The organism is Streptomyces sp. NPDC020299 (genome assembly GCF_044387825.1).
Taxonomy (GTDB): domain Bacteria; phylum Actinomycetota; class Actinomycetes; order Streptomycetales; family Streptomycetaceae; genus Streptomyces.
Genome location: NZ_JBIRWL010000013.1, coordinates 205,284 through 230,780 on the forward strand (window position 1 = coordinate 205,284; position 25,497 = coordinate 230,780).

General features: G+C 72.0%; 23 protein-coding genes. 5 read left to right on the forward strand and 18 right to left on the reverse strand.

Annotated elements, in window-relative coordinates; genetic code table 11:
- Positions 1-378 precede the first annotated feature (378 nt).
- From ACH45E_RS30700 to ACH45E_RS30730, 7 genes are all read right to left on the reverse strand, one after another.
- Positions 379-1,344 carry a pirin family protein gene (locus ACH45E_RS30700; RefSeq protein WP_361453584.1) on the reverse strand — a complete coding sequence of 322 codons (966 nt, stop codon included), beginning with the start codon at positions 1,342-1,344 and terminating at the stop codon, positions 379-381.
- A 63-nt stretch (positions 1,345-1,407) separates the two neighbouring features.
- Entirely contained in the window at positions 1,408-1,908 is a 501-nt protein-coding gene (locus tag ACH45E_RS30705; protein ID WP_361453581.1) for a serine/threonine protein phosphatase, read from the reverse strand.
- Positions 1,909-2,200: 292 nt separating this feature from the next.
- Positions 2,201-3,937 (reverse strand): RICIN domain-containing protein, encoded by a 1,737-nt coding sequence (locus ACH45E_RS30710; protein ID WP_361453578.1) that lies wholly within the window; start codon positions 3,935-3,937, stop codon positions 2,201-2,203.
- Between the two features lie 61 nt (positions 3,938-3,998).
- Complete coding sequence (locus tag ACH45E_RS30715; protein ID WP_361453702.1) at positions 3,999-4,760, reverse strand: carbohydrate ABC transporter permease; 762 nt, start codon at positions 4,758-4,760, stop codon at positions 3,999-4,001.
- Between the two features lie 71 nt (positions 4,761-4,831).
- Positions 4,832-5,800, reverse strand: a complete 969-nt coding sequence (locus ACH45E_RS30720; protein ID WP_361453575.1) for a sugar ABC transporter permease — start codon at positions 5,798-5,800, stop codon at positions 4,832-4,834.
- A gap of 9 nt (positions 5,801-5,809) precedes the next feature.
- Positions 5,810-7,054, reverse strand: coding sequence for an extracellular solute-binding protein (locus ACH45E_RS30725; RefSeq protein ID WP_361453572.1), 1,245 nt, complete (start codon positions 7,052-7,054; stop codon positions 5,810-5,812).
- 31 nt (positions 7,055-7,085) lie between these two features.
- Positions 7,086-9,026, reverse strand: coding sequence for a beta-L-arabinofuranosidase domain-containing protein (locus ACH45E_RS30730; protein ID WP_361453569.1), 1,941 nt, complete (start codon positions 9,024-9,026; stop codon positions 7,086-7,088).
- 211 nt (positions 9,027-9,237) lie between these two features.
- On the opposite strand from ACH45E_RS30730, the gene ACH45E_RS30735 reads away from it, so the two are divergent.
- Positions 9,238-10,260, forward strand: coding sequence for a LacI family DNA-binding transcriptional regulator (locus ACH45E_RS30735; RefSeq protein WP_361453566.1), 1,023 nt, complete (start codon positions 9,238-9,240; stop codon positions 10,258-10,260).
- A gap of 329 nt (positions 10,261-10,589) precedes the next feature.
- On the opposite strand, the gene ACH45E_RS30740 is transcribed toward ACH45E_RS30735, so the two are convergent.
- Both ACH45E_RS30740 and ACH45E_RS30745 read right to left on the reverse strand, forming a co-directional pair.
- Complete coding sequence (locus ACH45E_RS30740; protein ID WP_361453563.1) at positions 10,590-11,840, reverse strand: MFS transporter; 1,251 nt, start codon at positions 11,838-11,840, stop codon at positions 10,590-10,592.
- 85 nt (positions 11,841-11,925) lie between these two features.
- Positions 11,926-12,621 (reverse strand): type 1 glutamine amidotransferase domain-containing protein, encoded by a 696-nt coding sequence (locus ACH45E_RS30745; RefSeq protein WP_361453560.1) that lies wholly within the window; start codon positions 12,619-12,621, stop codon positions 11,926-11,928.
- A 102-nt stretch (positions 12,622-12,723) separates the two neighbouring features.
- Between ACH45E_RS30745 and ACH45E_RS30750 the strand changes: the two genes are divergently transcribed.
- Positions 12,724-13,656, forward strand: a complete 933-nt coding sequence (locus ACH45E_RS30750) for a LysR family transcriptional regulator (RefSeq protein WP_361453557.1) — start codon at positions 12,724-12,726, stop codon at positions 13,654-13,656.
- Positions 13,657-13,685: 29 nt separating this feature from the next.
- Here the strand turns inward: ACH45E_RS30750 and ACH45E_RS30755 are convergent, their stop codons facing one another.
- Positions 13,686-14,279, reverse strand: a complete 594-nt coding sequence (locus tag ACH45E_RS30755) for an HD domain-containing protein (RefSeq protein ID WP_361453554.1) — start codon at positions 14,277-14,279, stop codon at positions 13,686-13,688.
- 70 nt (positions 14,280-14,349) lie between these two features.
- On the opposite strand from ACH45E_RS30755, the gene ACH45E_RS30760 reads away from it, so the two are divergent.
- From ACH45E_RS30760 to ACH45E_RS30770, 3 genes are all read left to right on the forward strand, one after another.
- Complete coding sequence (locus ACH45E_RS30760) at positions 14,350-15,045, forward strand: hypothetical protein (protein WP_361453551.1); 696 nt, start codon at positions 14,350-14,352, stop codon at positions 15,043-15,045.
- A gap of 33 nt (positions 15,046-15,078) precedes the next feature.
- Positions 15,079-15,759, forward strand: coding sequence for a PAS domain-containing protein (locus ACH45E_RS30765; RefSeq protein ID WP_361453548.1), 681 nt, complete (start codon positions 15,079-15,081; stop codon positions 15,757-15,759).
- A gap of 167 nt (positions 15,760-15,926) precedes the next feature.
- Positions 15,927-16,295 carry a cupin domain-containing protein gene (locus tag ACH45E_RS30770; protein ID WP_361453699.1) on the forward strand — a complete coding sequence of 123 codons (369 nt, stop codon included), beginning with the start codon at positions 15,927-15,929 and terminating at the stop codon, positions 16,293-16,295.
- 28 nt (positions 16,296-16,323) lie between these two features.
- Here ACH45E_RS30770 and ACH45E_RS30775 read toward each other — a convergent pair whose 3' ends face one another.
- From ACH45E_RS30775 to ACH45E_RS30810, 8 genes are all read right to left on the reverse strand, one after another.
- Positions 16,324-16,686 (reverse strand): hypothetical protein, encoded by a 363-nt coding sequence (locus ACH45E_RS30775; RefSeq protein WP_361453545.1) that lies wholly within the window; start codon positions 16,684-16,686, stop codon positions 16,324-16,326.
- A 42-nt stretch (positions 16,687-16,728) separates the two neighbouring features.
- The gene (locus ACH45E_RS30780; RefSeq protein WP_361453696.1) at positions 16,729-18,021 is read right to left on the reverse strand and encodes a VWA domain-containing protein; all 1,293 of its coding nucleotides are present in this window, start codon (positions 18,019-18,021) and stop codon (positions 16,729-16,731) included.
- A 59-nt stretch (positions 18,022-18,080) separates the two neighbouring features.
- The gene (locus ACH45E_RS30785) at positions 18,081-18,938 is read right to left on the reverse strand and encodes a MoxR family ATPase (RefSeq protein WP_361453542.1); all 858 of its coding nucleotides are present in this window, start codon (positions 18,936-18,938) and stop codon (positions 18,081-18,083) included.
- Positions 18,939-19,040: 102 nt separating this feature from the next.
- A complete protein-coding gene (locus tag ACH45E_RS30790) occupies positions 19,041-19,682 on the reverse strand; it encodes a lactate utilization protein C (protein ID WP_361453539.1) in 642 nt (213 codons plus the stop codon).
- Positions 19,679-21,157, reverse strand: a complete 1,479-nt coding sequence (locus ACH45E_RS30795; protein WP_361453536.1) for a LutB/LldF family L-lactate oxidation iron-sulfur protein — start codon at positions 21,155-21,157, stop codon at positions 19,679-19,681. The genes ACH45E_RS30790 and ACH45E_RS30795 overlap by 4 nt, the downstream gene beginning before the upstream one ends.
- Positions 21,154-21,909 (reverse strand): (Fe-S)-binding protein, encoded by a 756-nt coding sequence (locus tag ACH45E_RS30800; RefSeq protein WP_361453533.1) that lies wholly within the window; start codon positions 21,907-21,909, stop codon positions 21,154-21,156. The genes ACH45E_RS30795 and ACH45E_RS30800 overlap by 4 nt, the downstream gene beginning before the upstream one ends.
- A 72-nt stretch (positions 21,910-21,981) precedes the next feature.
- The gene (locus ACH45E_RS30805) at positions 21,982-23,445 is read right to left on the reverse strand and encodes a rhamnulokinase family protein (protein ID WP_361453530.1); all 1,464 of its coding nucleotides are present in this window, start codon (positions 23,443-23,445) and stop codon (positions 21,982-21,984) included.
- Positions 23,442-25,481: a bifunctional aldolase/short-chain dehydrogenase gene (locus ACH45E_RS30810; protein WP_361453527.1), complete on the reverse strand. Its 2,040-nt coding sequence runs from the start codon at positions 25,479-25,481 to the stop codon at positions 23,442-23,444. The genes ACH45E_RS30805 and ACH45E_RS30810 overlap by 4 nt, the downstream gene beginning before the upstream one ends.
- Positions 25,482-25,497: the final 16 nt, after the last annotated feature.

Genomic DNA, 25,497 nt, shown 5'->3' on the forward strand with positions numbered 1-25,497 from the left:
GTCGCGTCACGCGCTGCGTCTGTGGAGATCCCATGACCGGAGGCTGCGGGCAGCATGGTTCTGAAGAGGGTGGGGTTCCGCGCTCGCCGAGGGAAGGGCGATCCGCCGGCGACTCGCGGACCGGGTTAGAGAACGCGGTAGTGAGAGGGACGCGGGAAGTGTGAGCGGAGTCCCCACAGAGATCTGACTGCATGTCAGTAAAGTCAGCGTTGAGTCAGCATCAGTCCGACCAAAGCTGACTACGACTGGCGAAACTTGCACCTCGAGGTGGAGTGGAACGGGTGGTGTGCAGGGGGTTTGCTCACGTGGTCTGAGCGAACCGGTCGGGGTGCGCTTCCCTTCGCCTGCTATGTGTGCGCCGTACTGGAAACTATCAGCTCAGCGCACTCGACCCCGTGGTTTCAGCGGCACGGACGGCAGCCCGGGTGCGGGCAACCGGTCCCCGTCGTAGCCCTTCACCACCCCGAATCTCGACCCGTTCGTCCAGTCCTCCCGGGCCTGGGTGATTTCGTCCTGCGTACGCCCCACGAAGTTCCACCACATGATCAGCTCCTCGGCGAACGGCTCGCCGCCGAGGAGCATGACCGCGGCGTCGGACTCGGCCCGCAGCGGCAGTTCGGTGCGGCCGCAGCCGAGGTAGAGCATGGAGCCGGGCAGTACGGGCACGTCGTCGACGTGGACCTCGCCGGACATCGCGAGGACGCCGTACTCGAAGTCGGGTTCGAGGGGCAGCCGGACGTCGGTGCCCCGGGTGAGCGCGAGGTCGGCGCCGACGATCGGCGTGTACGCGGTGCCGGGGGAGACGGCGCCGTCCAGGCCGCCGAGGAGGACGGTCGCGGTCAGGCCGGGTGCGGTGACCGTGGGCAGCACCGGATGGTGTTCGAACTTCGGCTCGGTGTGGCGGTGGGCGTCGGGCAGCGCGACCCAGAGCTGGGCGCCGTGCAGGAAGCGGGCGTGCGACTTCGGGCTCTCCTCGGAGTGACTGATCGCCCGGCCGGAGGTCATCAGCCCGAGTTCCTTCGGGCGGATCGTCTGGAGGCTGCCGGTCGAGTCGCGGTGCAGCACCTCGCCCTCGTGCAGCCAGCTGACCGTCTGCAGGCCCATGTGCGGGTGCGGCGGCACCTGCATGCCGGGCTCGTCGGCGATGTCGTCGGGCCCGTAGTGGTCGACGAACGCCCAGGCGCCGATCATGCGGCGGCCCAGGTTCGGCAGCAGCCGGCGCACCTCGGTCGACTCGCCGAGTCTGACGTGTCGGGGGCTCAGCAGTTCGCGGACGGGCTCGGCGACGACGAATCCGCGGCCACCGCACACGCTCGGTACGGGCGCGCGGTCAAGGTTGCTCATGCCGCCCAACCTAGTCCCTGCCGCCCCCTTCCCGCGCGGACACCGCCGCCCCTTCCCGAGCGGTCAGCCGGTCGCGGTGAATCCGTTCCGGAGGGTGTCGAGGACGGGGCGGAAGGTGGCCCACCGGGCGTCGGGGGCCGAGAGGTAGAGGTCGTACTCCCGGCCGCCCTCCCGGCCGTAGCCGAGGTCGGCGGCACGGAAGTCGCGGGCGCGGCCCCGGAAGGTGAACTCCCACACCACGGCCGGCTCTCCCCGGAAGGCGGTCCGCTGCATCCGCAGCCTCCGGTACGTCGGGTAGTTGGCCTTGGTGTTGGCCTCGATGTCGGCGAAGTGGGCCATCGGGCTCGTCCCGGCGGGCTCGACCATGCCGATGGTGATCCCGGCCAGGCCGGAGGGGTCGGTGTAGGTGACCTCGTCGCCGGCGCCCGGGCCCGTCTTCCAGCCGTCGGGGACGGGGAAGGAGACGCCGAGCCGCCGGTCGGTGACCTGGTGGTAGCCGTCGGGGAGGACGGGGGAGGGAGCGCGTCGGACGGTGGAGGTATTTCCGCTGCCGTGGTGCGACATGGTGGCGTAGAGGCCCGCGGTGACGGCCGCGGCGGCGAGGACGGCCGCCCCGGACGCGAGGGCGAGGCGCCGGGTGCGGTGGCCGCGGCGCCCGCGCCGGCCGCGGGTTCGGGGGCGGCGGGTGGGAGGGCCGTCGTCGCGGCGCCCGTCACGGCGGCCTTCAGCGCGCGTTCCGCGTCTTCCGCGGCGGGGGCGGTACGCGGCCGACCGCCCCCAGTGTGCGCAGGTTCACGTGGGCAGGGTTCCCGTGCCTGCCGACATCAGGCACGGGAACCCCGGTCGGGGGCCGGCGTCAGCGTGCCGTCAGCTTCCACAGGTGGTCGGCGGTGCCGTTGTCGCTCCACTGCAGGACCTGGGCGCCGGAAGCGGTACTCATCTGGTCCACGCCCAGCAGCAGCCCGCTGTTGTAATCGGCGATCTTGTAGTAGCCGTCCCGGGCCGGGACGACCTGCCACAGGTGGTCGGCGGTGCCGTTGTCACCCCAGATCAGGGCCGCGCCGCCGTCACTCGTGCTCATCTGGCTGATCCCGAGCACCAGCCCGCTCTTCTGGTTGACGATCTTGTACAGGCCCGAGCCGGCGGCGACCAGGGTCCAGTTCTCGTCGGTGCCGGTGGTGGACGTGGCCTGCACCACCGAGGTGCCCTGGGCGGTGCCCGCGTTCAGGGTGTCCAGGGCCAGACCGCTGTTCTTGTTGGTGATCTGATAGCGCCCGGCCGGCGAGGTTGACGTGCCGCTCGGGGTGATCACCAGGTGGTACCCGTCGGAGGCGTTCATCGCGACCGGCACGGTGATGGAACCGCCCGAGACCGTGTAGTCGGCGTCCGAGATGGTGATCGGGCCGGGGGAGGTGGTCGTACGCCCGGTGTTCGGGGTGTACTCCAGCTTGACGTGTACCGTGCTGCCGAAGGCCGACAGCGACGACAGCCCGTTGACGGTCACCGCGCAGGAGCCCGTGCAGCCGCCCGCGATGACGCTGATCTGGTTGCCGGAACTGTTGCGGGATGCGAGGCCGTCGATGCCCGTCTGGGCGGGCGGCGTGGTGACGAGCATGTTGCCGGACATGTCGCCGTACCACTTGTACGTCCAGTAAGAGCCGTTGGGGGAGCCGCCGGTGTCGACGAGGGTGTCGCCGAGCGTGCCGTAGTGGTTCCAGAAGGCGAGTTCCGCGTCGTGGACGCCCGCCCGCTCGAACTTGGCGGCGTAGCTGATGAGTGCTCCCGAGTTGCCCATCTCGGAGGGTGTGCCGTACTCCTCTATCGCGATCGGGCGCGGGCTGATGCCGAGGCTGCTCTCCAGCGCGCGGTACGCCGAGACGTGCGCGGCGATGTCCTTGCTGCCCTGCAGCTCGTGCCAGGCGATGATGTCCGGCACGGTGCCACTGGCCTTGGCGTCGGTGAGGAACGTGCTCATCCAGGACTGGTTCCACGCCGAGTAACTCGGGCCCTGGACAGGCGTCTTGGTGTCCTTGGCGCGGACCTCCTTGTACGTGCGTGCCCAACCGGCGTCGAACGCCCCCGCGTTGGTGGTGTCCCAGGTCCAGTCGGGCTCGTTCCACAGCTCGTACGCGGCGATGTCCGTGGCGCCGGACGACTGCACGGAGGCGACCTGCTTGTCGACCGCCGCCAGCCAGTCGCTCCAGCTCACCCACTTGTAGGGGAAGTTCGGGTACCAGTCCGGCATGCGGACGACCACCTTGGCGCCCGCGCGGGCGGCCTTGGCGGCCACCACGAGCGCGTCACCGGCCGGCTTGGGCTCGCCGTTGGGCAGCTGGGAGCCGCCGGGGGCCATCTGCACGAAGGTGTTCGGGCTGAGGGGGGTGACCAGGCTGTCGGCGGGGGTCGTGGAGTCCGCCAGGCCGTAGAGGCTGCCGGTGGCGACATGGGTGACCGGGCGCAGGGTCTGGTCGGCGTTGACCACCAGGGTGGTGGCGGCGGTGGGGGCCGCCTGGGCGGGGGTGGCGAGCGCGGCCGTGAGGACGGCCGTGCCCACGGCGGCCGTCAGGCGTCCGGAGAGTCTCGTGCGGCTCATGGAAGGGGGTTCTCCTCATGAAGGGAGGGGAGGAAAGGGAGGGGGCCTGGTCCTGACGCGCTCAGTCCTTCACCGCGCCCGCGGTCACACCCGCGGCCACATAGCGCTGTGCGAGGACCAGCAGGACCGTTGCCGGGACGGACGCGACGACGGCGGTGGCCATGATCGCGTTCCACTCCTGGTTGTTGTTGCCGATGTAGCGGTAGATGCCGAGGGTGATCGGCTTCCAGTCGCCGCCGCCGTCCAGGGTGTTGGCGAAGACGAAGTCGCTCCAGGCCCACAGGAAGCCGAAGAGCGAGACCGTGACGATCGCGTTGCGGCTCAGCGGCAGCACGACCGACTGAAACGTGCGCCAGGCGCCGGCGCCGTCGATCCGGGCGGCGGAGATCAGCTCGCCGGGGATGCCGGACATGAACGCGGTGAAGATCATCACGCCGAACGGCACGGCGATGGTGGAGTCGGCGACGATCAGTCCCCACCAGGAGTTGAGCAGCCCCAGGTCGAGGAAGATGCCGTAGAAGCCCATCGCCATGACGATGCCGGGGATCATCTGCGCGATCAGCAGCCCCAGGCTCAGCGCGCCGCCGCCGCGCGGGCGCAGCTTGGCCAGACAGTAGCCGGCGGGGGCGGAGATGACGAGGGTGAGCCCGACGGTGCCGAGCCCGATGAGCAGGCTGGTGCCGAGATAGGGCAACTGGTCGTCGAGCACCGCCTTGTAGCCCTCGAAGGTGGGGTGCAGCGGGAGCAGGTCGGGCGGGTCCTTGCGCATGTCCTGCTGCGGGGTGAGGGACACGTTCAGCATCCAGTACACCGGGAACAGCATCAGCGCGGTGAGGACCAGCCCGATGGCCGTGTAACGGCGGCCGGACGCAGGGGACTTCACGGGAGGGGGCTTCACGCTTCCTGCCTCCTCTGGACGCGGATGTACAGCAGACCGAAGACGAGCGCGATGAGGATGAGGATGTCGCCGACCGCCGCGCCGGGGCCGAACTTGGGCAGCAGCGTGCCGAAGCCCAGCTGGTACGACCAGGTCGCCAGGGTGGAGGAGGTGTCCCCGGGGCCGCCCTTGGTCATGATCCAGATGAGGTCGAACACCTTGAGGGTGTAGACGAACCCGAGCAGCAGTGTGATCGCCGACACCGGGCGCAGCAGCGGGAAGGTGATCCGCCGGAAGCGCTGCCAGGCGTTCGCCCCGTCCAGGGCCGCCGCCTCGTACAGCTCACCCGGGATGTTCTGCAGTCCGCTGTAGAGGATGACCAGGTTGAACGGGATGCCGATCCAGATGTTGGCGATGATCACCGAGGTCAGCGCCCAGTCCGGGGAGGTGAGCCAGCCCACCGGGTCCACGCCGAGGAAGTGCAGGAAGTAGTTCACCACGCCGGACTCGCTGTTGAACATCCACGACCAGGTGGACGCCGACACGATCAGCGGCAGCAGCCACGGGATCAGGAACAGCGCGCGCAGCGTGGCGGAGAGCCGGAAGTGCCGGTTGAAGAAGACCGCGAGGGCGAGCCCGATGGCGTACTGGAAGGCGATCGACACGAAGGTGAAGACCATGGTGTGCCGCATCGCCGGGCCGAACGTCGGGTCGTCCAGCACCTTGTGGAAGTTGTCCCAGCCGGAGAAGGGGGCGTCCCCGGCCACGAAGGAGCGGACGGTGTAGTCGCGCAGGCTCAGGTCGAGGTTGCGGTAGAGGGGATAGACGTAGAAGGCGGCGAGGTAGGCGATCAGCGGGGCGGCGAAGGCGAGCGCGGTCAGCCGGCTCCGGCGGCGCTGCCGGCGTTCCAGCGGCGGCCGGCCGGAGCCGCTCGTCCCCGGCGTGGCCGGGGCCCGGCGCGGCCGGTCGACTCGGGCGATGGTCATGTCGCGGGCCTAGCCCTTCTGGGCGCTCGCCTGGGCCGTGTCCAGGGCGGCCTGAGCGCTCTTGCCGCCGGACAGGGCGGACTGGACGGCGGTCCACATCGGCTGGGAGATGGTGGGGTACTTGGAGCCCAGTCCGCCGCTGGTGCGGCCACGGGCGGCGGCCACGGCGGACACCCACGGCTTGAGCTCCGGGTTCTTCTCGACCTGCTGGGCCTGCACCGCGGCGGTCGGGGCGATGTACGTCAGGGTGGTGTCGGTGGCCAGCAGGTTCGCCGAGCTGGTCAGACAGGTGACGATCTTCTTGCTGACGTCGTAGCGCGCGGTGTCCTTCTGTACGGGGACGGTGACGAACTCGCCGCCCGTCGGCACCGGCGCCGAACCCCCGTTCTGTGCGGGGATGTTGATGATGCCGTAGCCGAAGCCCGCCTTGTCGGCGTTGCCGAGCTGCCAGGTGCCGTTCTCGCCGAACGCGTAGGTGCCGGTGGCGAACTCCTGCCAGCTGGTGGTCTGCGTGTTCTGCAGGACGTCCTTCGGCGCGTAGCCCTCGTCGACCCAGTTCTTCCACAGGGTCAGCGCTGCCGTGCCCTTCGCGGAGTTCAGCTTGGTGAGGTCGCCGCCGGCGCCCCAGAACCAGGGCAGGAACTGGAAGCTGCCCTCCTCCGTGTTGATCGCGGAGAAGGTGATGCCCTTCTTCCCGGCCGCCTTGACCTTCTTCAGGGCCGCGGTGAGGGAGGTCCAGTCCTTGATCGAGGCCGGGTCGACCTTGGCGGCAGCCAGGACCTTCTTGTTGTAGTAGAGGGCGAGGGTGTTGGCGCCGATCGGGACGCCGTAGGAGGCGTTGTCGATGGTGCCCGCGCCGATGATGTTCTTCTGGATCGATGCCGTGTCGAGCCCGACGTCGCTCGTCTTGTTGAGGATCCCCGCCTCCACCAGCGTCGAGACGACCGGGTTGTCCACGAGCATCACGTCGGGTGCGTTGCCCTGCTGGGCCGCGAGCAGCGCCTTGTTGCCGAGGTCGGTGGTGTCGTACGCGGTGCGCTTGGCTCTCACCCCGGCCTTCGTGCCGCACTGGCTGACGAGCCTGCCCCACGGCGAGGAGGCGTCGAACTGCGGGTACGGGTCCCAGAAGGTGTACGTCCCCCCGGACGCCTTGGCGGAGCCCGAGTCGTCGGAGCCGCCTGAGCAGGCGGTGAGGGAGGCGAGGGCGCTGACGGCGGCTGTCGCGGCGAGGAGGGTGCGGCGGGTGGGTATCACGGGGCTGACCTCGTTGTCGTAGGAGGGTTGTTCAGGAGGTGGGCAGCCAGACGCGCATACTGCCGTCTTCGCGGTTGGCCCAGGCGTAGTAGGGGACGGCGGTCAGTTCGACGGGCTCGCCGTCCGTCTCGGGGGAGTCGCCGGTGGTGGCGTACGGCCACCAGCCCGCGTCGGGGATGTGCCGCCTCCGGCCCGCCGCGACGACCGTCGTGACGCCGCCGAGCAGGTCCGGGCGGTGCTTCACGGCGAGTGGGCGGGTGGTGTCGATGACGATGTCGTCCAGTCCGCCGCCGGGGTGGTCGGCCTGCTCCAGGCAGTACACGAGCGGCCCGCGCTCGATCGCCACGCAGCCGCGTACGGCGTCCACCCGGGGGTCCGCGGCCGTCAGCCGGGGTTCCAGGCCGAGCTCGAGGACGACCTGGTCGCCGGGGGACCAGGTGCGGGTCAGCCGCGCCCAGCCGTCGGTGACGGGGGAGTCGTACGTCTCGTCCCCGCACCGCACCCGGTGGTCACGGCACCACTGCGGGATGCGCAGGGAGAGCGTCCAGGGGCGGTCGGTGGGGGTCTCCTCGACGGTGAGGGCGATGGTGCCGTGCCAGGGGTAGTCGGTCTCGCAGCGGATGGTGACGCCCTCGGCGGTGTAGTCGCCGTCGACGTACTGGTGGATCTGGAGGCCGTCGTCGTCGCTGCTCGCCAGGTAGTGCTCCAGGGAGGCCAGCAGCCGCATCACGTTGGGCGGGCAGCAGGCGCAGCGGAACCAGCGGGTGCGGCGGGCCGACTGGTCGCCGCCGGGGTCGGTGTGGCCGTCGCGGACCTGGAGCGGGTTGACGTACAGCCAGCGCTCGCCGTCCAGGGAGACGCCGGCGAGGAAGCCGTTGTAGAGGGTGCGTTCGATCAGGTCGGAGTAGCGGGCCCGGCCGGTGAGCAGGGCCAGGCGCCAGCTCCACTGCACCGAGGCGATCGCGGCGCAGGTCTCGCAGTAGGCGCGCTCGTTGGGCAGTTCGTAGGGGTCGCCGAAGTCCTCCTGGTCGTGGTGGGCGCCGAGACCGCCGGTGAGGTGGGTCTTGGTGGTGGTCATGGCCTGCCACAACCGTTCGTTCGCGGCGCGGAGTTCGGGTTCCCCGGTCTCCGTGGCCAGGTCGGCCGCCGCGGCCAGCAGGTACAACTGCCGTACGGCGTGCCCCTCGACGTTCGTCGCCTCGCGCACGGGGACGCGGTCCTGGCAGTAGGCCTCGCCGCCGAGCAGGCCGTGGCCGTGGCGGTCGACGAAGTAGCCGGCCAGGTCCAGATAGCGGCGCTCACCGGTCTCCCGGTACAGCTCGGCCAGGGCGGTCTCCACCTCGGGGTGCCCGTCGATGCCGTCGATGGGCCTGCCGCTGCCGGGCGGGCCGAAGACGGAGTCGATGTGGTCGGCGAACTTCCTTGCCGCGTCGAGGAGTTCGGTGCGCCCGGTGGTCCGGTGGTGGGCGACGGCCGCCTGGATGAGATGGCCCGCGCAGTACAGCTCGTGGCCCCAGCGCAGGTCCTGGTAGCGCTCGCCCCCCTTGACCAGCTGGAACCAGGTGTTGAGGTAGCCGTCCGGCTGCTGGGCGGCGGCGACCAGGGAGACGATCCGCTCCACCTCCGCCGCCAGTTCCGCCGAACCGCCGTCGGCCAGCTGCCAGGCCGCCGCCTCCAGCCACTTGTAGACGTCCGTGTCCACGAACGGGTAGGCGCCCTGGAACTCGCCCTCGGCCGCCGCATCCGACAGCGCCTGAGGCGCGGGGGCCGCCAGCCGCAGATTGCGCAGGTTGCCGGCGGACTCCAGCAGGCCGGGGCCCTGCGGGATGGACACGCGGGCGTTGGTCTCGCGGCGGGCTTGCCAGAAGCCGGCGTCGATACGGGTGGCCGCGGGGCGCAGCGCGGCATGGGCCTCCGGACCGGGGCGGACCGGGCCGACGGGGGAGGACGGGGCGGAGGGGGTGCGGGGCATGGCTCTCCGGGGTCGGTAGGTGGCGGCGGCACGGAACCACCGTGCGCAACCATTTTGCGCAACCGTTTTCTCGGGGTGAAAGTAGAGGGCAGTGGGGGAGGCCGGTCAAGAGTCACGGCAGGAGTTTTTTCCGTTTCCCAGCCGCTTGGCAGGTACGCTGGGCGACTGCCACCATGTCAGGCGTCCGTGTCATCCAGGAAAAGGTTTGCCCGTGACCTCTGCTCCAGGCTCTCCCCTCGCCGGCCGGGCCCGGCTCGCCGACGTCGCCGCGCTGGCGGGCGTCAGTGTGGGCACGGCGTCGAAGGCGCTCAACGGCGGTGGCCGGATGCGTCCCGAGACCAGGCAGCGGGTGCTGGACGCGGTGGAGGCGCTCGGCTTCCGGCCCAACCAGCATGCCCAGAGCCTGCACAGCGGGCGGAGCTGGACGGTGGGCCTGATGACCACGGACGGCATCGGCCGGTTCAGTACGCCCGTGCTGCTGGGCGCCGAGGACGCGCTCGGCGCCGGGAAGATCTCCGTGCTGCTGTGCGACACCCGGGGCGACGCCATCCGGGAACAGCACCACCTGGCCACCCTCACCGACCGCCGCGTGGACGGCATCATCGTGGCCGGCCGCCGCACGGACCCGCGCCCGCCACTGACCGGCCTCGACCCCTCGATACCCGTCGTCTACGCGCTCGCCCCGTCCACCGACCCCGCCGACACCTCCGTCGTCACCGACGACCACGGCGGCGCCCAACTCGCCGTCGAGCACCTGCTGGCCACCGGCCGTACCCGGATCGCCCATGTCACCGGCCCGGAGCACCACCAGGCCGCCCGCGACCGCGCCCGGTACGCCGTCGAGCACCTGGACAACGCCCGACTCGGCCTGGCCACGGGCCGCGTGCACTTCGGGGAGTGGAGCGAGGCCTGGGGCCGCCGGGCCGCCGACGCCCTGCTGCGTACCGCCCCCGACACGGACGCCGTCTTCTGCGGCAACGACCAGATCGCCCGGGGAGTCGCCGACACGCTGCGCGAACGGGGCAAGGACGTGCCCGGCGACATCGCCGTGGTCGGCTATGACAACTGGGACACCATGGCACTGGCCTGCCGCCCGCCGCTCACCACGATCGACATGAACCTGTCCGAGATCGGCCGCATCGCCGCCCTGCTGCTGCTCCAGGCGATCGACGCCGAGCCGGAACCCGGTGTGCACACGGTGCCGTGCCGGCTGGTGGTACGCGAGTCGAGCTGAAGCGCCTCCGCCGGTCCGGCCGGGTGGCGGGATGGCGGGGCGCGGGCCGTCCGGGTGGTGGGCGCCGTCGACGGGGGTGTGGGGGGCGCGTGCCCGGTGGGGGCGTGCCTCGGGTTTTCCAGCGGGGGCTCGGCGGCGTCCGTACGGCGTGGGGCTCGGCGGCGTCCGTACGATGTGCGGCTCGGCGGCACCGTCCGGCTGCCGGTCCGCCCGGGCGGCGGAATGCCGGTTGTTCGGAAGGGGCGGCGCCGACGGTGGTGTGTAGAGGCGCGTGTCCGGTGGGGGTGTGCGCCGGCCTTACTGGTACGTCGGCCGGAATGCCGTGGTGATCATGCCGTCTCTTCCAGCCGGGGCTCGCCGGGCTCCGGGTGCAGGATGCCGGTCACCGAGCCGGTCAGCGCCACCAGCAGGACGGCGGATCCGGTGAACAGGCAGACCGTGGTGACGCCGAGATCGGACGCCGCCGCCGTGGTGACGGCGGCGCCCAGCGGGCCCAGGGCCGAGTGGATGGTCCAGAACGACGAGGTGACCCGGCCCAGCAGATGGGCCGGCGTGACCTCCTGGCGCACGGACATCGAGCAGATACCGGCGACGCCGGTGCACATCAGCTGCACCGTCACCAGCGCCGCGACCACCGGGACGGTCCGGGCCACGCCCAGGCAGGCGACGGCGAGGCCCGCGGCGGAGAAGGCGCCGATCCAGCTCAGCCCGAAGCCCAGGCGCCGCCGGAGGCGAGCGACCACGAAGGAGGCGGCGAGCGTGCCGAGGGTGCCGACGGCGAGGACATAGCCGACCGTCGCGTCCGGGTGCCCGAGCTCGTGCTTGACCAGATAGACCACGAGGTCCGTCAGACCGTAGGTGAGGAAGGTCAGCACGGACAGCAGGACCGTCAGCGGGCGCAGTACCGGATGCCCCCACAGAAAGCGGGCGCCGGCCAGGAACTCCCCGCGCGGGCGCCGGCGTTCGGCCGCGCCGGGCGGCCGGACCGTGGCGTCGAACCGGACGAACCGGATGCCGAGGGCGGAGATCGCGAAGGTCGCGGCGTCGATGCCGACGGCGGTGGCGGGCCCGGCCGACGAGGCGACGAGACCGGCGAGCGCCGGCCCGGCGACGCCCGCGGCGGCGTAACCCGCGTAGAGGCGGCCGTTGGCCCGGGTGATCTGCCCCGGCCCCACCAGCGCCGGCACCACGGCCACATAGGTGACCTGGAACAGCATCGAGAAGACCCCGGCGACCGGAACGACCGTGTAGATCAGCCACACCGGGGTGGCGAACGCCCACACCACCGGGACGGTCAGGTACAGCAGACAGCGCGCCGTGTCGCTGACCATCAGCAGCCGTCTGCGGTCGACCCGGTCGGCGATCACGCCGGCGAACGGCCCGGTGAGGATGGCGGCGACGCCGGTGAGCCCGGTGACCGCGCCCATCTGGACCACCGAGCCGGTGCTGTGCAGCACCAGCAGCGGGATCGCCACGTAGGCGAAGGAGTCACCGAGGGCCGACAGGGTCTGGACGGCGAGGAAGACGCGCCGGGCGCGGGTGCCCCATAACGGCGGACGATCGCCTTCCGCTGCCGTCACGTCCGCCTCCCCTGCCGACCCGGCGAATGGATCACACGCTACACCGGTCGACGTCCCCTCGGGCGAACGTCGTTCGGCCCGGCGTTCAGCCCAGCCGCTTCAGCAGTTCGACGGCGAGCGGGGCGGAGGAGGCGGGGTTCTGGCCGGTGACCAGGTTGCGGTCCACGACCACGTTCGGCGCCCACGGCTCGCCCTCCCGGACGACCACGCCCGCCTCGGTCAGGCGGTCCTGGAGCAGCCACCTGGCCTTGCCGGCGAAACCGGCCTGGGTCTCCTCGGCGTTGGTGAACGCGGCCACCTCGTACCCGGCGAAGGCGTTGGAGCCGTCGGCCGTGACCGCCGCGAGCAGGGCGGCCGGGCCGTGGCAGACCACGCCCAGCGGCTTGCCCGACCGCAGCGTCTCCACGAGCAGCCGGCCGGAGCCGGCGTCGACGGCCAGGTCCTCCATGGGGCCGTGCCCGCCGGGGTAGAAGACGGCGTCGAAGTCGTCGAGCCGCACGTCCTCCAGCCGGACCGGGGAGCCCAGCTCGGTCATCCCTTCGAGGGTGCGCCGGACGGCGTCGGCGTTGTCCTGGCCCCCGTTGACCTCGGCGGCCAGGCTGCCCGCGTCCACGGTCGGGACCACACCACCGGGGGTGGCGACGACGATGTCGTGACCGGCTTCCCTGAACGCCCGGTACGGGGCGGCGGCCTCCTCCGCCCAGAAACCGGTCGGGTGCTTGCTTCCGTCGGCCAGGGTCCAGTGGTCGGCGCCGGTCATCACGAAAAGGATCTTGGACATGAGTCGCTCCGGGGGGAGGAAGGTCACTGACGTTCATCGAACGTAGGCCACCGGACCCATAAGCATCCAATGAAAGATCCAATGCCTGGCATTGGAAAACCTATGGATGTGGCGGGGATACTCGGAAGCGTGGACAGCACCTCCCTCGATCTGAACCTCCTGCGCACCTTCCTCGCGGTCTACCGCTCGGGCTCCTTCACCGGCGCCGGCCGGCTGCTGGGGCTGTCCCAGCCGACGGTGACCACGCAGATGCGCGCGCTGGAACGGCAGGCCGGGCGTGAGCTGTTCGCGCGGCTGCCGCGGGGCGTCGTGCCGACGGCCGTCGCGGACGAGCTGGCGGCCCGTATCGCCGCGCCCCTCGACGAACTGGCCGCCGTCGCCGGGCCGGACCCGGCTGCGGGCGGCCCGGCCGACCCGGTCCACCTGGCCGGTCCGGCCGAACTCCTCTGCACGCGCGCGCTGCCCGCCCTGGCGCCGCTGGTGGCCGAAGGCGTACGGCTGCGCGTGGCCACCGGACTGACCGACGCGCTGCTCGACGAACTCCGGGCGGGCCACCACGACCTGGTCGTCGCGACGTCCCGGCCGCGCGGCCGCACGCTGCGCGCGGTCCCGCTGGTGGACGAGGAGTTCGTCCTCGTCGCCGCCCCCGTCTGGGCCGGGCGGGTGAAGGAGCGGCTGGCCGTCGAGGGACCCGCCGTCCTGCACTCCGTGCCCCTGATCACATACGCGGAGGACCTCCCGATCGCCCGCCGCTACTGGCGGCACGCCTTCGGCCGGCGGCTCTCCTGCGCCGCCGCCGTGACCGTGCCCGATCTGCGCGGGGTGCTGGCCGCCGTGGCCGCGGGCGCGGGCTTCACCGTCCTGCCCCGCTACCTCTGCCTCGACCAGCTCGCCTCCGGCGCGCTCGTACCCCTCCACGAACCCGAGGACGCGCCCATCAACACGGGCTACCTCGTCCAGCGACCCGGCCCGGCGGAGAACCCGGACGTGCCGCGCGTCCGCGACCGGCTGCTGCGGGCGGCGCGGTCCTGGTAGCGAGGGGTCGCCGTGGCCGCCCGTACGGTTCACCGGACCGGGTGGGACGCCTGGTAGGCCAGTCTCCGGTCGGCGTCCTCACCGACGTCGGTGAGGAAGGAGTCCAGACGCAGGAACGTCTCCCACGGCGGCCGGCCACCCGCTTCGGCGAGCCGTGCCACGACGAGGTCCTCGAGCTCCGTGACACGTTTGTTCTTCCAGACCTTGTCGGCCAGGCTCACCAGCAAGTCCTCCACGCGGATGCCCGGTTCGGCCCACGACGCGTGCGTCCCGGCGAACCGGGCCAGTTCCGGGCCCACCCCGCATGAAAGGAGCAGCTCCCGCCCGGCCGCCTCGTGCCGTGCGCCGGGGCCCGACAGCTCGGCGGGGTGCAGTGTCTTGCCGATGTCGTGCGTGGCGGCGCCGAAGAGCACTGCGCCCCGGTCGAACTCCAGCGCAGGGCAGTCGACTTGTACCCAGTCGACGAGCCGTACGGCCACGTCGTGCACCGCCCGGAGGTGGGCGACCAGCCGGGGTGGCGCGGCCACGCGCCGCAGCAACTCGGCGACGTGCCCGGGCAGCGGCTTCAGTGCGGGATTCCCGGTGTCGTCCATGGCAGTTGACAGCACATCGGTCGAGGGCATCGTGCCAGAGTAGTCGCCGCCGCGCACCGGAACGCGGCACCTGACGGGCGCTAGCTGACGGAGGGTCACCATGCGGGCGTTGCACACGGCGTTTCTTCTCGGGACGGGTCTCTTCTGGACGGTTGCCTATGTGCTGCTGATCCGCACGGGGCTGAGGGAGCGGACCTTCGGCATGCCGGTGGTCGCGTTCGCCACCAATCTCAGCTGGGAGTTCATGTTCTCCTTCGTGAGACCTCCGTCCGGTCTCATGCAGGTGATCAACATCGTGTGGTTCTGCTTCGACCTCGCCATCGGTTACACCGTCGTCCGCTTCGGGCGGGCCGAATTCCCCTACCTGCCCGGCCGGTTGTTCCTGCCTGCGCTGGCCGTCGTGCTGCTGCTCGCCTACCCGGGCATGAACTTCGCCTCCGAGCAGTTCGACAACGGCGAGGGCGCCATCACCGCGTTCGGCAGCAACGTGGCGATGTCGGCCATGTTCCTGGGGATGCTCGCCGCCCGCCGGGGCGTCCGCGGCCAGTCTCTCGGCATCGCGCTGACCAAGCTCATCGGCACCGGCTGCGCCTCGCTGACGCTGCTCACCGACCCGGACGCGGTGCCGCGCCACGAGACCTCGCTCATGCACTACTTCTACGTGGCCTGTTTCGTCCTGGACGCGGCCTACGCCTACGCGGTGTACGCGGTACGGCGGCGCGCGGGCGAGACCGGCCGCGCGGCGGCGTACCCGGCTCCCGCGACTGGACTCCCCGTACACGGCCTGGACGGGTAGTCTCGTCAGGCATCGCCGAGTGAAGGAGTCCTGATGGCCGACGTGCCCCCGGAGGCGGAGCGGGACGCGATCATCGCCGCGCTGGGACCGGTCGTCGACGGCATCGTGGCGACCTTCGGCCCGGTCTGCGAGGTGGTCCTGCACGACTACCGGCGGCCGGAGAAATCGGTGGTCGCCCTCGCCGGGGAAGTCACCGGGCGCACCGTGGGCGGCGCGATGAGCGAGATCGGCATGCGCATGGTCGCCCACGGGGACGCGGCGGCCGACGAGCTGAACTACCTCACCCGGACCCCGGGCGGGAAGCTCGTGAAGTCCTCCACGATGCTGCTGCGGGACTCAGGCGGCGCGGTGTTCGGCGCGCTGTGCGTGAATCTCGACCTCACCGCGCTGACCCAGGCGCACTCCGTGCTGGGCGCCCTCGCCGGGACCGGTACGGACACCGCCGAGCCGCCGACCACCGCCTTCGGCGACGACATCGACGCGGTGGTCGACGCCATCGTCGACGCCCACCAGCTGCGGCAGAACGCCGACTGGTCCCAGCTCGACCGGGCGCAGCGCCTGGAGCTGTTCCGGGGCCTCGACGAACGGGGCGTGTTCGCGGTGCGCCGTGCGGTCGAACAGGTCGCCGGGCGCCTCGGGATCTCCCGTGCCTCCGCGTACAACTACCTCGCGCAGGCCAGGGCGGCCGGCGGGTCCGAGGGGGACCGGGCGTAGGGCCTGTCCCCCGAATGGCGGGGCCGGGGCGCGGGGCCGACGATGGAGTGGTGGGGGTCGGTCGGCGTGTGCCGCGACGGGGCCGACGTGGCCTCGGGTGACGAGGGGTGACGACGGACCGGCCCCGGCCGCGGTGAGCGGCCGGAAGGGAGGACACCGTCATGGCCATGCTGGAAGTGAAGACGGTCGAGAAGCCCGACGAGCGGCGCGACTTCCCCCGGGGCCACCTCGAAGTCGTGCACCTCACGGGGCTCGACTTCGCCGTGGGCACCTTCGAACCGGGCTGGCGCTGGTCGGAGTCCGTCGGCCCGATCGCGGGCACCGCGAGCTGCCAGGTTCACCACAACGGCTATGTCGTACAAGGTCGGATGCGCGTGCGGATGGACGGGGAGGGCGGCGAGGCCGAGATCGGCCCCGGCGACGTCTTCGTGTCCCCGCCCGGCCACGACGCCTGGGTGGTCGGTGACGAACCGGTCGTCGTGTACGACTTCGCCGGGCAGATGGCGACGGAGTACGCGAAGGCCGAGGGAACGTAGCGGGTCGGGCGGCGGCCCACCGCCGGCGTCATGATGCGGCCGGGCGCCGCTGCGGGTGCGCCGCGAGGGCGCGGGGACAGCGCGTCCCCGTGGGTGGCCCCGGCGGCAGACGGTGCGTCGCCGCGCCCGTCGCGTGGCCGTGCCCACCGTCCGCGGCCCCGCCCGGGTGCCGCTGCGGGGGTGCCGCGTGGGTGTGGGGCAGTGTGTCGCCGTGGGTGGTGCCGGTGGCGGGCGGCGCGTGGCCGCGTCCGTCGTGGGCCGTGTCCATCGTCAGCTCCGGGTCTGCCCGGGCGCCGCTGCGGGAGTGCCGCGCGGGCGTGGGCAGCGTGTCGTCAGGATGACCCCGGCGGCAGGTGGTCGCCGTCGCACTCGCCCCGAGGGCCGTGCCCACCGTCCGCTCCGGCGCTCGGCCGCCGGTCGGCTCACCGTGGTGTCACACCGGCAGCAGCCGTCCGATCAGCGCCCCGAGCTGCCGGGCGGTGCGGCACTCGTGCATCTCGACCAGCTCCGCGTAGGCGGGCGCGGCCGAGTCGCCCGTGCCCCACTGGGGGCGTGGTTCGGGGTTCAGCCAGTAGAAGCGGCGGGCCCGTCCGGCGACGTGGCGTACGGCGGCCAGGTTCGGGTCGCTCATGTTGGTCCGGGCGTCGCCGAGGACGAACACGGTGGTACGCGGGCCGACCGCGTCGCCGTACCGCTCCGCGAACTCGCCCAGCGCCACGCCGTAGTCGCTGCTGCCGTGCCAGCCGGTGAGGGTGGCCTCGGCGCGGATGCGGGCGCCGAGCCCCTCCGGGTCGGCGGCGCCGTGCTGGAGCAGCCCGGTCACCTCGTCGAGCCGGTTGACGAAGGCGAACACGCGCACCTTGCTGAACTGGTCGTGCAGCGCCTGCACCAGCAGCATCGTGAAGTCCGAGAAGCCCGACACCGACCCCGACACATCGCACAGCAGCACCAGTTCCGGCCGGACCGGACGGCGCCGGCGCAGCACCGGCTTCATCGGTACCCCGCCGGTCGACAGCGACCCGCGCAGCGTCCGCCGCAGATCGACGCTGCCCCGCGCGGCCCGGCGCCGCTTCGCCGCGAGGCGGGTGGCGAGCTTGCGGGCGAGCGGCTGAACCGTCCTGCGCAGCTCGGCGAGTTGGAGTTTCCCCGCGTACAGGAAGTCCACCCGGTCGGGCGTCGTGGCCACCGCTCGCCGGGCCAGCTCGTCCCGGTCCCGTCGCTCGGCGATCCGCCGCCGCGCCTCCCCGGCCACCAGCCCGCGGAACGCCTCGATCCGCCGCCGGATCTCGTCGTCGAGCAACCGGTCCGTGAACCCCGACGCCCCGTCCCGCGCCCGCACGCTCTCGCGGACCCGCGTCAACAGCGTCTGCGGGCGCAGCCACTCCAGGGTCTGGTACGAGGACCAGCCCCGCGATTCCGGCGAGTTGCCGTATCCGCCGAACCCGTCGACCGCCTCCGCAGCCAACTGCCTCATCAGCGCGGCATCATTGGCCGCCAGTGCCGCCGTGAGCCGGTCGCGCAGCTCCTCCCGGCCCGCGCGCTCGCCCTCCGGCGCGCCGATGCCCCGCGGAAAGTACAGGTCGAAGACGGGGTCGAACACCTGCCGCTGGGCCGGCCCGTGCAGCAGCGTCGCCGCCAGCCCCTCCCGCAGCAGCTCACGGTCCGCGAGCCCCAGCGCCGCCACCGCCTCCGCCGCGTCCACGGTCTCGCCGGTGCCGATCCGCATGCCGTGCGCGCGCAACGCCCCCACCAGTGAGGTGAGCCGCTCCGCGACGCCGGGCGCGCTCACACGGCGTCCAGGTCGAGCTTGGCCGCCGCCTTGAGCACGTCGTCCTGGTGCTTGAGAAGGACGCCCAGGGTGTCTCGTACGACGGTCTCGTCCAGGGTGTCGGCGCCGAGCGCCAGGAGAGTGCGGGCCCAGTCGATGGTCTCCGCCACCGAGGGCACCTTGCGCAGGTCCATGGCGCGCAGCGCGCCGACCACCCGCACCACCGACTCGGCCAGCGCCTCGTCGAGCCCCGGCACCTTCAGCCGTACGATGCGCCGCTCCAGCTCCTCCTCGGGGAAACCGATGTGCAGGAAGAGGCAGCGGCGGCGCAGTGCCTCCGACAGCTCGCGGCTGGCGTTGGAGGTGAGCACGACGAACGGACGCCGGGTCGCGGTGACCGTACCCAGCTCGGGCACGGTCACCTGGAAGTCGCTGAGCACCTCCAGCAGCAGCCCCTCCACCTCGACGTCCGCCTTGTCGGTCTCGTCGATCAGCAGCACCTTGGGCTCGTCGCCGCGGATGGCCGTCAGCAGGGGCCGGGGCAGCAGGAACTCCTCGCTGAAGATGTCCGTGCGTGCCTCGTCCCAGGTCTCGCCCTGGCCCGCGCTGATGCGCAGCAGCTGCTTGGCGTGGTTCCACTCGTACAGCGCCCGCGACTCGTCGACGCCCTCGTAGCACTGCAACCGCACCAGCCGCGCCCCCGCGACCTCGGCCACGGCCTTCGCGAGCTCCGTCTTGCCCACCCCGGCCGGGCCCTCCACCAGCAGCGGCTTGCCCAGCCGGTCGGCGAGGAAGACGGTCGTGGCGACGGCGGGCGAGGCCAGGTAGCCGGTCTCGGCCAGGCGGGCGGAGACGTCGTCGACGGATGTGAACAACGGGGCCTCCGGGGTGCGGGTCGTGCGTCGGGTCCGGGCTCCTATCTAAGCGCTTGTTCACCCAGCCTGTCACGGGTTTTCCCGGTGCACCCCAGCACCGGCTCAGTCCACCAGCACGACCTCCAGCGTCCGTGGCCCGTGCACGCCCTCCACGCGGTCCAGTTCGATGTCGCTGGTCGCCGACGGACCGGAGATCCAGGTCAGCGGGCGGGTCGGGTCGAGGCGTTCGAGGGCCTGCGGGACGGAGGCGACGACCTGGCCGGGGACGCGGACGACGCAGATGTGGTGGTCGGGGATCAGGGTGATGCGGCGGCGGCCCTGGTCGGGGGAGCCGTCCAGCACGATCGTGCCGGTCTCGGCGACGGCCACCGCGCATCCGGTGACCACGCTGTCGACCCGGTCCAGCTCGTGCGGGGTGCTCCCGGCGCGGTCCGGGAGCTGCTCCACGTCGAGGCCTTCGAGCCAGGCCGCGTCCGGACCCGGCGGGACCAGCACCGTCTTCGAGCCCCGCTCGGCGAGCAACCTGCCGACCGTCGCGGTCAGTTCGGCGGCCGTGCACCGGTGTACGAGCGCCCGGTAGTCCGCCAGGTTCTCGGCGAGCAGCTCCACCGTCTCCTCGACGCTCCGCCCGTCGTGTTCGCGCAGGTAGTCGCGCGCAACCGCCTGCTCGTACGGCGTGTCGTCCGGTCCCACGTCCGCGAGTGCCCGCCGCACGCGGCCCAAGATTCTTTCCCTGCTGCTCACTTCGCGCCGTCCTTTCCGCCGTTGGTGCGCTGCCACCAGTCGCGGAACGGTTCCGCGGGTACCGCCGGCAGATCACGGGTGCCGCTCCACGCCTTGCCCGGGCCGGGCAGCGTACGGGGATGGAGACGGCGGGTGCGGGAGGCGAGCCGCTGTCCGGTGCGCAGGGCGCCGGGGTGGGCGAACGCCCAGCGGGCGGCGCGCATCGCCGCCCGCTCGGCGGCATGGCCCTTCGCGGGCCGGAGCACCACCTTGTTGCCCTCCCGCGTCACCGTCCCGCCTTCGACGACCCGTTCCCGCAGGTGCACCAGCACCTCGGGGATGTCGATGGCGACCGGGCAGACCTCGTAGCAGGCGCCGCACAGGGAGGACGCGTACGGCAGGGAGGCGTCGATCTCGCTTGCCGTTCCCCTCAGTTGGGGGCTGAGGATCGCGCCGATGGGGCCGGGGTAGACCGAGCCGTAGGCGTGGCCGCCCGCCCGCTCGTAGACGGGGCAGACGTTGAGGCAGGCCGAGCAGCGGATGCAGCGCAGCGCCTGGCGGCCGACCTCGTCGGCGAGGGTGTCGGTGCGGCCGTTGTCGAGGAGGACGAGGTGGAAGGTCTTCGGCCCGTCGCCGTCCGTCGTGCCGGTCCACATCGACGTGTACGGGTTCATCCGCTCGGCCGTCGAGGAGCGGGGCAGCGTCTGGAGGAACACCTCCAGGTCCCGCCAGCTCGGCACGATCTTCTCGATGCCGACCACCGAGATCAGCGTCTCGGGCAGGGTCAGGCACATCCGGCCGTTGCCCTCGGACTCGACGACCACGAGCGTGCCGGTCTCCGCGACCATGAAGTTGGCCCCGGAGATGCCGACCTTGGCCCGCAGGAACTTCTCCCGCAGGTGCAGCCGGGCCGCCTCCGCGAGTTCGGCGGGCGTGTCGGTCAGGCCCTCGGGGGCCGGGCGGCCCCACTGGCGCATCTCGCTGCGGAAGATGTCCCGGATCTCGCCCCGGTTGCGATGGATGGCGGGGACCAGGATGTGCGAGGGCCGGTCCTTGCCCAACTGCACGATCAGCTCGGCGAGATCGGTCTCGTAGGCGCGGATGCCCTCGGCCTCCAGCGCCTCGTTGAGCCCGATCTCCTGCGTGGCCATCGACTTGACCTTGACGACCTCCGACTCTCCGGTGGCCTTGACCAGTTCGGCGACGATCCGGTTGGCCTCCTCGGCGTCGGCCGCCCAGTGGACGGTGCCGCCCGCCGCCGTGACCGACTCCTCCAACTGCACGAGATAGTGGTCCAGGTGACGGAGCGTATGATCCTTGATCCGCTTGCCGGCCTCGCGCAGCTCCGCCCAGTCCTCCAGTTCGGCCACAGCCACGGATCGCTTGGCCCGGATGGTGTGGGTGGCGTGCCTCAGATTGCCCCGCAGGGTCGCGTTACCCACGGCCTCGTGCGCGGCCTTCGGGAAGGCCGGCATGCCCAGATACGTCCCGCTCATACCGCCGGCTCCTCCTCCGTGCTCGCCAGGATCTCCGCGATGTGCACCGGCCGCACGCCCGACCTGAGCCGGGTCATGGTCCCGCCGATGTGCATCAGGCAGGAGTTGTCGGCCGCGCACAGCACCTCCGCTCCCGTCGACTCGGCGCCTCGCACCTTGTCCGCGCCCATCGCCGCCGACACGTCGGGGTTCTTCACCGCGAACGTCCCGCCGAAGCCGCAGCACTCCTCGGCACCCGGCAACTCCACCAGTTCCAGCCCCCGCACGGCTTGGAGCAGCCGCCGGGGACGGTCCCCGAGGCCCAGGCCGCGCAGCCCGTGGCAGGTGGGGTGGTACGTCACCCGGTGCGGGTAGTACGCCCCGACGTCCGTCACCCCCAGCACGTCCACCAGGAACTCCGTCAGCTCGTACGTCTTCGGCACCACCGGCGCCAGCACGGCCGCGAGCGCGTCCCCGCGGCCCTCGGCGCGCGCCCGCTCGCCCATGCGCGGATACAGCTCCCGCACCATCGCCCCGCACGACCCGGAGGGCGTCACGATCGCCTCGTACTCACCGAAGACATCGGAGAAATGCCGGGCGAGCGGCTCGGCCTCACGGCGGTAGCCGGTGTTGTAGTGCGCCTGCCCGCAGCACGTCTGGGCCATCGGGAAGTCGACCTCGACACCCAGCCTGGTCAGTAGTTTCACCACCGCACGGCCGGTGTCCGGATAGAGCGTGTCGTTGACACAGGTCAGGAACAGGGCGACACGCATCGCGGCTCCTTGGGGTCGGTCATCGGACGAGTGCAGCGTAGTGGGCGAGAGAAGGGCGGGGGAGTCCCCGGCTCACGGCGTGGCGAGCCGGGCCTGGGCCTGCCGCCACCGCGCCGGGTCGCCCTGCGGCTCGTACCGCGTCAGCGGCTGCGTACGCACCAGCAGCCGCCGCATGCCGGCGAGGTCACCGGCCGGCCCGTGCGCCCGGGCCTGCACCAGCACGTTGCCGAGCGCCGCCGCCTCCGCGGGCCCCGCGATCACCGGCAGCCCGCAGGCGTCGGCGGTGAGCTGGCACAGCAGCGCGTTGCGGGTGCCGCCACCGACGATGTGCACCACGTCGACGGGGTGCCCGGCCAGCCGCTGGGCGTCCTCGACGGCCCGCCGGTGGGCGAGCGCGAGGGAGTCGAGGATGCACCGCGTCACCTCGCCCCGGGTCTGGGGCACCGGCTGGCCGGACGCCCGGCACGCCTCGGCGATCCGCTCCGGCATCCGGCCCGGCGCCAGGAAACCGGCGTCCCCCGCGTCCACCACCGACCGCAGCGCGGGCACCGCGCCCGCCTCGCGCAGCAGCCCGCCGAGATCCGGGTCGCCCCAGGCCCGTACGCACTCCTGGAGCAGCCACAGCCCCATGATGTTGCGCAGATAGCGGACCGTGCCGTCCAGCCCGAGTTCGTTGGTGAAGTTCGCCGCCCGGCTCTCCTCGCTGAGCACCGGCTTCGTCAGCTCCAGCCCGGCCAGCGACCAGGTGCCGGTGCAGATGTAGGCGAACCGCTCGCCACCGGCGGGCACCGCGGCCACCGCGGAGGCGGTGTCGTGCGAGCCGACCGCGGTCACCGGCACCGGGCCGGTCAGCCCGGTCTCCTCCAGCACCTCCGCCCGCAGCATGCCCGCCGGGTCCCCCGGCTGCCGCAGCGGGGCGAACAGGCCGAGGTCGATCCCGAGCCGGGCGGCGACCTCGTACGACCAGTCGCGGGTACGCGGATCGATGAGCTGGGTGGTGGAGGCGTTGGTCAGCTCCGTGCCCTGCTCACCGGTCAGCCAGTACGTCAGCAGATCGGGAACGAGCAACAGCCGCTTTGCGGCGCCAAGTTGGGCCGTCGACCGGGCGGCCGTCAGCTGGTACAGGGTGTTGAAGGGGGCGTACTGGATTCCGGTCGCCGCGTACAGCTCGGCGGCGGGCACGCTCGCCCACACCTTCTTGGCGACGCCCTCCGTACGGGCGTCGCGGTAGTGCACGGGGTTGCCCAGCAGGGCCCCGTCGGCGTCCAGCAGGCCGTAGTCCACCGCCCAGCTGTCGATACCGACGGAATCCAGCCGGCCCCCGCACCCGGCGCCGGCCGCCCGCAGCCCGTCCAGCAGCCCCGCGTACAGGCCGAGCACGTCCCAGCGCAGCCCCTCGGGCACGCGCACCGGCCGGTTGGGGAAACGGTGCGCCTCGCTCAGCCGAAGCGAGTCGGGGCCGACACGGCCGACCATGACGCGCCCGCTGGACGCGCCGAGGTCGACCGCGGCGTACGATTTCACGGCGGCGCTCATCGCAGGAACGCGGCCGCCACACCCGCGTCGACGGGGATGTGCAGTCCCGTGGTGTGCGTCAGGTCCCCACCCGTGAGCGCGAAGACGGCGTTCGCCACGTGCTCGGGCAGCACCTCACGCTTCAGGATGGTCCGCTGCGCGTAGAACTCGCCCAGCTTCTCCTCCTCCACCCCGTACACGGCGGCCCGCTTGGCACCCCAGCCGCCCGCGAAGATCCCGGAGCCGCGCACCACCCCGTCCGGGTTGATCCCGTTGACCCGGATCCCGTGCTCGCCCAGCTCGGCGGCGAGCAGCCGCACCTGATGGGCCTGGTCGGCCTTGGTCGCGGAGTAGGCGATGTTGTTCGGCCCCGCGAAGACGGCGTTCTTGCTGGCGATGTAGACGATGTCCCCGCCCAGCCCCTGCGCGATCATCACCCGGGCCGCCTCCCGCGACACCAGGAACGAACCGCGGGCCATGATGTCGTGCTGGAGGTCCCAGTCCTTCGCCGAGGTCTCCAGCAGCGGCTTGGAGATGGAGATGCCGGCGTTGTTGACCACCAGGTCCACACCACCGAAGGCGAGCGCCGCCGCCTTGAAGGCCTCGGCGATCTGCTCCTCCGACGTGACGTCCACGGTCACGGCGACGGCCTTGTCCGCCCCGCCCAGCTCCTCGGCGACCTCGGCCGCGTTCTCGCCGTTGAGGTCGGCGACCACGACGCACGCGCCTTCGGCCACCAGCCGGTGGGCGATCGCCTTCCCGATCCCGCTGCCCGCGCCCGTCACCAGCGCCACCCGGGTCGCCAGCGGCTTGGGCCGCGGCATCCGCTGGAGCTTGGCCTCCTCCAGCGCCCAGTACTCGATACGGAACTTCTCCGACTCCTCGATCGGCGCGTACGCCGACACCGCCTCGGCGCCCCGCATCACATTGATCGCGTTGACGTAGAACTCGCCGGCCACCCGAGCGGTCTGCTTGTCCTTGCCGAAGGAGAACATGCCGACCCCCGGCACGAGCACGATCGCCGGGTCGGCGCCGCGCATCGCGGGGGAGTCGGGCAGAGCATGCCTCTTGTAGTAGGCGGCGTACTCCTCCCGGTACTCGGAGTGCAGTTCCTTCAGCCGCGCGATCGCCTCGTCCAGGGGAGCCGTGGGCGGCAGGTCCAGCACCAGCGGCCGCACCTTGGTCCGCAGGAAGTGGTCCGGGCAGGACGTTCCCAGCGCGGCGAGCCGCGGATGCTCCGCCCGGGCGAGGAAGTCGAGGACCACCGCACTGTCGTCGAAGTGCCCGACCTGCGCCCTGTCCCGGGAGGCGACTGCCCGGACGTACGGCGCCAGGGCCGCCGCCCGCTCCCGCCGCTCGCCCTCGTCCAGCCCCTCGTACCCCTCGACGACCGCCCCGAAGGGCTCGGCCTTGCCGCGCTCCCTCAGGAACGCCTCGGCGGTACGGATGATGTGCAGCGAGTTCCGCTCGCACTCCTCGGACGTGGCGCCCCACGCGGTGATCCCGTGCCCGCCGAGCACACACCCGACGGCCTGCGGATTGGCCTCCTTGATCGCCGCGATGTCCAGCCCCAGCTGGAAGCCCGGCCGCCGCCACGGCACCCACACCACCGTGTCCCCGAAGCACTCGGCGGTCAGTTTCTCCCCGTCCGCCGCACAGGCCAGCGCGATACCGGAGTCCGGGTGCAGATGATCCACGTGCGGCGCGTCCACCAGCCCGTGCATCGCCGTGTCGATGGAGGGAGCCGCTCCGCCCTTGCCGTGCAGGCAGTAGTCGAACGCGGCGACCATCTCGTCCTCCCGCTCGACGCCGGGATACACATCGACGAGCGCCCGCAGCCGGTCGAGCCGCAGTACGGCCAGCCCGGCCTCGGTGAGCGTGCCGAGGTCCCCGCCGGACCCCTTCACCCACATCAGCTCCACGTCCCCGCCGGTGACGGGGTCCGTGTCAGTGCCCTTGGCGGAGGCGTTGCCGCCGGCGTAGTTGGTGTTCCGGGGATCGGAGCCGAGCCGGTGGGACCGGGCGAGAAGGGCGGCGGCTTCGGGGTGCGTTGCCATGAATGATCAGTCCTTC